The sequence below is a fragment of the Kribbella sp. NPDC026596 genome (genome assembly GCF_040638415.1).
GTDB lineage: Bacteria > Actinomycetota > Actinomycetes > Propionibacteriales > Kribbellaceae > Kribbella.
Map to the genome: position 1 here is coordinate 1 of NZ_JBEZYF010000143.1, position 5,303 is coordinate 5,303.

Annotated in this window: 3 protein-coding genes; 1 reads left to right on the forward strand and 2 read right to left on the reverse strand. The window is 63.0% G+C overall.

Annotated features, from left to right (window positions below; translation table 11 throughout):
* Window positions 1-421: 421 nt before the first annotated feature.
* Complete coding sequence (locus tag AB0E63_RS46125) at window positions 422-1,396, reverse strand: hypothetical protein (protein ID WP_360381171.1); 975 nt, start codon at window positions 1,394-1,396, stop codon at window positions 422-424.
* A gap of 922 nt (window positions 1,397-2,318) precedes the next feature.
* On the opposite strand from AB0E63_RS46125, the gene AB0E63_RS46130 reads away from it, so the two are divergent.
* Window positions 2,319-3,407, forward strand: coding sequence for an IS630 family transposase (locus tag AB0E63_RS46130; RefSeq protein WP_360381174.1), 1,089 nt, complete (start codon window positions 2,319-2,321; stop codon window positions 3,405-3,407).
* On the opposite strand, the gene AB0E63_RS46135 is transcribed toward AB0E63_RS46130, so the two are convergent.
* A complete protein-coding gene (locus AB0E63_RS46135; RefSeq protein ID WP_360381177.1) occupies window positions 3,386-3,958 on the reverse strand; it encodes a hypothetical protein in 573 nt (190 codons plus the stop codon). The genes AB0E63_RS46130 and AB0E63_RS46135 overlap by 22 nt on opposite strands.
* Between the last annotated feature and the right edge of the window lie 1,345 nt (window positions 3,959-5,303).

The window sequence follows — 5,303 nt, forward strand, 5'->3', positions numbered from 1 at the left end:
CGATCCCACCCGCCCTCAGTCCCGACCAAGAGGCGATCCTCGACGCACTGGATCACCCGATCCCAAGGCACTAACCCGATTGACCCAACTCAAGTTGGAGAATCGACTCAACACCCGGAGACGGTGCTTCTGCCCCTTGGTGTCCAGCCGGTAGCTGCTCCCTTTCTCTCGAGGCGTCAGGTAGATGCCACGTTGTGCGAACTGCTCCAAGACAACGCCGACGGCTCGCTGATGCTTCAAGGTGTTGTTCACGCGTCTTCCTTACGCAGGTCTGATGTCCGTGTCAATGGTCCGACCCCGGCAGCGGCGTGAACCGCTGAACCGGGGTCGGTGTGACTGGCGCAGGCGCGCTACGGCTGCTGCTCGGGGTCGTCGTGTCGCTCCCAGGCAGTAGCGCACCAGGCTTACGGTCCGGGCGGGACTATTTCATCTCGTCTGAAAACTGCTGAATGTCGTTGAGCAGATCGAGCGCGTGCGCGATCAGGGCGAGAGCCTGCGGCTCTGGGAGCGAGATCTTGTGATGAGCATGTGGGTTCCGGACGAACTTGAAGAACGTCCGAAGCCGAAGCCTGTACATCTTCAACCCGGTGTTGTGAACGAAGACGTCATCCTTCAAGTGGTGAATGAAGTGACCTACCAGCTTCTGGCCGTAGCCGTCGTCGAGATCGAGGGCTTCACGCAGGGTCGCTTCGATGGCGATACCCACCTCGCGAACTGCGCTGTCGTAGAGTTCGTGGTCCAGTTGCTTTCGCAGGTCCGGCAAGGATTCCGGCACCTCGATCGATGCCGAGAGTTCCCGCGTGGCGACGTCCCAACCGGCGGTCGTGACGGTTACAGGACTGTCTTTCCCATCTACCTCGAAGGCCGGGTATTGGTATGGATCGCCGTCGTAGAAGTCGTCCTCATGAGGAGTCTCGGGGAGGCTGGGCCAATCGAGCGGCTGCATCTTGCCCTGGTCGTCCTTGATGTAGAGCTTCTGTCCCCATCTCCAGCCGGCATCGATGCGTCGGCGGAGTTGCCACTCTCGCTCGCTGATCGGTGTAACACCTGTGATGACGCCCAGCTTCTGAAGGTGTATCAGATCCTCGTGCCAGATCGCGACCTGAAAAGCGTCATCCGACCACGGATCCTTGGGCGGCGGCTTATTCGGGTCGAAGCCATAAGCGCTGAACAAGACGCAGCGATCGATGTCATCGATGGGCTCGAATTGGGTACCTTTAGGGAACTGAGCCAGGTCGAACAAAGCATGTCCGCCGCGTGGCTCGCAAGGATATGCGGGCCAGTCCGCGTGAATCGCCATGGTGATGCGGTTTCCACCTCCATAGCCCCATCCGAGCCACCCGGGATGGTCGGTCAGGCCTCGGGGTCGACAGGCGGCAGGATCATCATCGCTCATACGCCAAGCATTCCACGCTCAACCATGCTGGGGGCCTGCCGACCGCGACCCGGCTGTTCGGGCCCCGGAGACTGCGGCATCGGGTGGTGGTGGCTTGTCGACATGGCGCCGGCCACCCGCGACGGTGGCTGACGAATCCAACCGGGCAGCGTTCGAGTCCAGACTGACGGATTAGAAGGCCGCCGGACCGCATCGACAGGGGCCGATTTGAGCCTCAGGAGCCACCTTGAGTCCGGCCCTTGTCGACTCCAGCGACTCTGTTACCCGCCAGTTCGTTCCACAAACTGTTCCACAAACTGTTCCACAGCTGCTCGATCGACTCTGACGAGCAGACCTGGGCAGGCCTGCTCGCAGACGCCTCAAATCGCCCGAGAGTCGGCCGTCGATGACAGCCCGCCGGATACGGCTCATGTGGGCCAAGGCGCGTCTTAGGCGCGCGGCACCGGCTACTGGCGGCGCTGGGGCGCCTGTCTTCGCCGCCGAGCCACCCAGGCGGAACCCGATGATCGCGAGACCAGCCGCCACATGCCGACGAACTGGCAACTGAGCCTCCGCCCCCGCGCCAGCCCCCTCACCCGCACCTCCATTGTCCGGCCACCACGACACGACGTCGGGAGTTGCATGAAGGTTCCACCGAGCCCACTGGACTGCGCCCATCAGACATTCACATGTACCGAGCCCACAAGACCTGCGTGAGCTGGCCAAGCACAGCACCGAGGCCCACAAGAGCTAAGTCAACGCGCCGACTACGACGTTCGCTCTCCCTACGCTCGATGCGGTCGCGCGACTCGTAGTCGCGAAGGAGCCGGTCAACGATGTGCGCTATGGCATCTAGTGCCTCTCCAAGAAACGTTGGGGTTGTATCCCGTGTCGGGTTGACCGGTCCGGTGGTGAGTCTGAAGGCTTGCTGTCGGAGGTGGTGATGGCTAGACAGCCTGAGGTGTTCGTGCGGTCGTTGGAACCTGAAGAGGCGCAGCGTTTGGTGCGGATCACGCGGACCACGAAGGATCGGGTTCGGCTGCGCCGGGCCGGGATCGTGCTGGCGTCGGTGCAGGGCCGCAGCGCCGTTGAGGCGGCGGGCATGTTCGCGATGAAGCCGCAGTATGCGCGGGAGGTGATTCACGCGTTCAACGAGCAGGGGTTCGCGGCGTTGGACCCAAAATGGAGCGGGGGTCGACCGAAGAGGTTCGGCCCCCCGGTTCGTGAGACGGTCTGCCGGGTCGCCAAGACCCCGCCGCAGCAGCTTGGCCGCCCGTTCATCACGTGGAGCCTCACGAAGCTGGTCGAGTACCTGGCCGAGCACAAGCACATCGCCATCAGTGCCGAGTCGGTCCGCCAGATCCTGCGGGACGCGGGGATCAGGTGGCAGGCGACCAAGACCTGGAAGGCCAGCAAGGACCCAGACTTCGCCCAGAAAATGGCCCGCGTCCTCGACCTGTACGACCATCCACCAGCCGATGGGAGGGTGATCTGCGCCGACGAGTTCGGCCCGCTCAACCTGCAGCCGAGGCCTGGCAGGGGTTGGTTCCCCACCGCTCGTCCGGCCCGGCTGCGAGCCACGTTCAACCGCACCGGCGGGGTGCGGCACATGTTGGCCGCACTCGACCTGGCCACCGGGCAGATGTTCTACCGGTTCCGAGACCGCAAGCGCTGGCGGGAGTTCCTCGCGTTCCTCAAACAACTCCGGGACCGCTTCCCGACCGGGAAGCTGTATGTCGTGTGTGACAACTACGGGCCACACAAGAAGGCCGAGGTCATCGACTGGTGCGACCTCAACGGGATCGAGCTGGTGTTCACCCCGAGCAACGCGTCGTGGCTGAACTGGATCGAATGCGAGTTCACCGCCCTGCGCTACTTCACCCTCGACGGCAGCGACTACCCCCACCACACCGCCCAAGAGAACGCAATCGCCGGCTACATCCGCTGGCGCAACAAGCACGCCAAACCCAAACGACACTTCGCCGTCGACTCCAAGATCCGCCGACCCGATTACCTACCCAACGTTGCTTGACGAGGCACTAGCTCTGGGCTTGATTGAGCAATCCGCAGCACCTCGAGGTCATGTTCACGCCTGTCGTCCGCCACCGCGGCAGTCTCGATCTCTCGTCGCTGACTACTGCGCTCATGCTCCGTCTGCTCGATGCCGTCACGCGATGGGGGACCACGAAGGAGCCGTTCGATAACCGGTGCTACGGCATCTAGCTGCGGGTTTGACTGAGCAACCCGCAGCATCTCGGCGTCGCGTTTACGCTTCTCTTCCAGTGGCGAAAGTGTCTTTCGGCCCGCCAGCGTCGCCCATACGTCGTACTCGGGCGGGGTGGCATGCGTGTCGGCAAGCGTATCGAACAACAGAATCAAGGCGCCCGCGCCCGAGAAGAATGCGCCGACTACGAGAAAGAACTCGAGCCCAGCAAACTGGCCCCACTGGAAGTCCTGCTGGGTCCAGCCTTGGGAGACCTTGCCGGTTGCCTTGTACCGGATGAAGTCGACGAGGTAGTTGACGATGGTCGCGATGCACCCCGCGAAGACAACGAAGCATGCCCAACCGCCGACCCTACGCACAGTGGCCTTGGTCGGGAACCTCGCAGATTTGCCCCCCACCAGTCCATCGTCCGCCCGCCTGTACAGGTCGACCAGAGTCTCAGGCAGGTGACTTTGCGGCCTGGCGCACAGGCTGAGTGAAAGTAACCTTCGGGGTCCACCCTGTGCCAGAGGCACACCCAGGGATTAAAGGGGCCATGGTTCCTTAGTAAGCAGCCCCTCTAGGCGTCAGAGCCCTCACATCGTAGGGATCTTGACCCCTCTGTGTGACGTTGGTCGACTCCAATTCGCACGACGATTGATCCCACGACCGCAGGAGTAGCGTCTCCGGCCGGACCCCAATCGCGCGACCAGATCGGACTCTCACGGATCAAGGCGCGCCTTCGCGGACCACACCCGCTATGGAGGCCCTCAGCAGAGCCAAGAGTAGTCGCCTCCGCGGCCCGTTCCGGCGGGTGAGCCGCCTCGGTTTGGGCCGCGACGGCCACCGGCACATATGCAGATCATCCGGCTACGCCTCTGCCGCTGGACCTGGTCGGACGGAGGAAGGCGAAGCATCCGTGTTAGGCGCAGGGCCTTGGACTCCAAGCTCCCGCCGTGCAGCAGCTTTGTACTCGGCTAAGGATGTTCTGAAGCGCGCCCGTTGGCCATCTATGTGTCTCGCTCGCAGCGTGGCGTAGCGCGCAGCCATGGTTATTTGGTAGATCGCGTCATTCGCTGACCAGGCGGCGCTGGCGGCCGTCGGGGAACCGATCAACTCAACTGCGGCGACCAAGGTGTTCAGCTCGTCAGCTTCTTCTTCCGAGACCAGCCTGTCTCCGACCTTGTCCGGGAAGGCGTCCGGGTCCAGTAGGCCTGCCTGATAGACGTATAACGAGCACGACCGCCAGACACGCTCGAGTGCGCTGATCAATTGTCCGTGGACATGGCGTCGTTCAGTTCGCCAAACCTGGTCCAACTCGCGCTGATATGCGGTGTCGCTTGCTTGCAGATCCGCATCACGCCGCGCCCGCTCTGCTTCCCGTTCCTCGTTCCGTCGGCGAGCTTCAGCATCTAGGTCCTCCGCGCGACGCCGAGCCTCCGCCCGTTGGTCTTGCTCGCGGGTCAGGTCATGACGTTTGTCAGCCAAGCGCTGCGTGATGATCACGGCGGTCGTCGATATGCCCGCGCTGACTACGACACCAACCGCGCCGATAAGTGCCGCCTGAACTTCCCACCTCATGATGCCAAGTTTGGCCCACTTCGGCCGCTGGCGTCTGCGCGTCAGCGAAGCTTAGTGGTCCGCGCCGTAAGTTCGTCGGGGTTGTTCATGCGGCTTGTGCGAGGGCCGGTGTGGCGGTCTGGTGCTGGTCGATTCGTTGGAGTA

What these genes read in the sequence shown, in the direction of transcription:
- AB0E63_RS46130 (WP_360381174.1), top strand. Translation starts at nt 2,319, where the DNA reads ATGGCTAGACAGCCTGAGGTGTTCGTGCGGTCGTTGGAACCTGAAGAG.
- AB0E63_RS46125 (WP_360381171.1), bottom strand. Translation starts at nt 1,396, where the DNA reads ATGAGCGATGATGATCCTGCCGCCTGTCGACCCCGAGGCCTGACCGAC.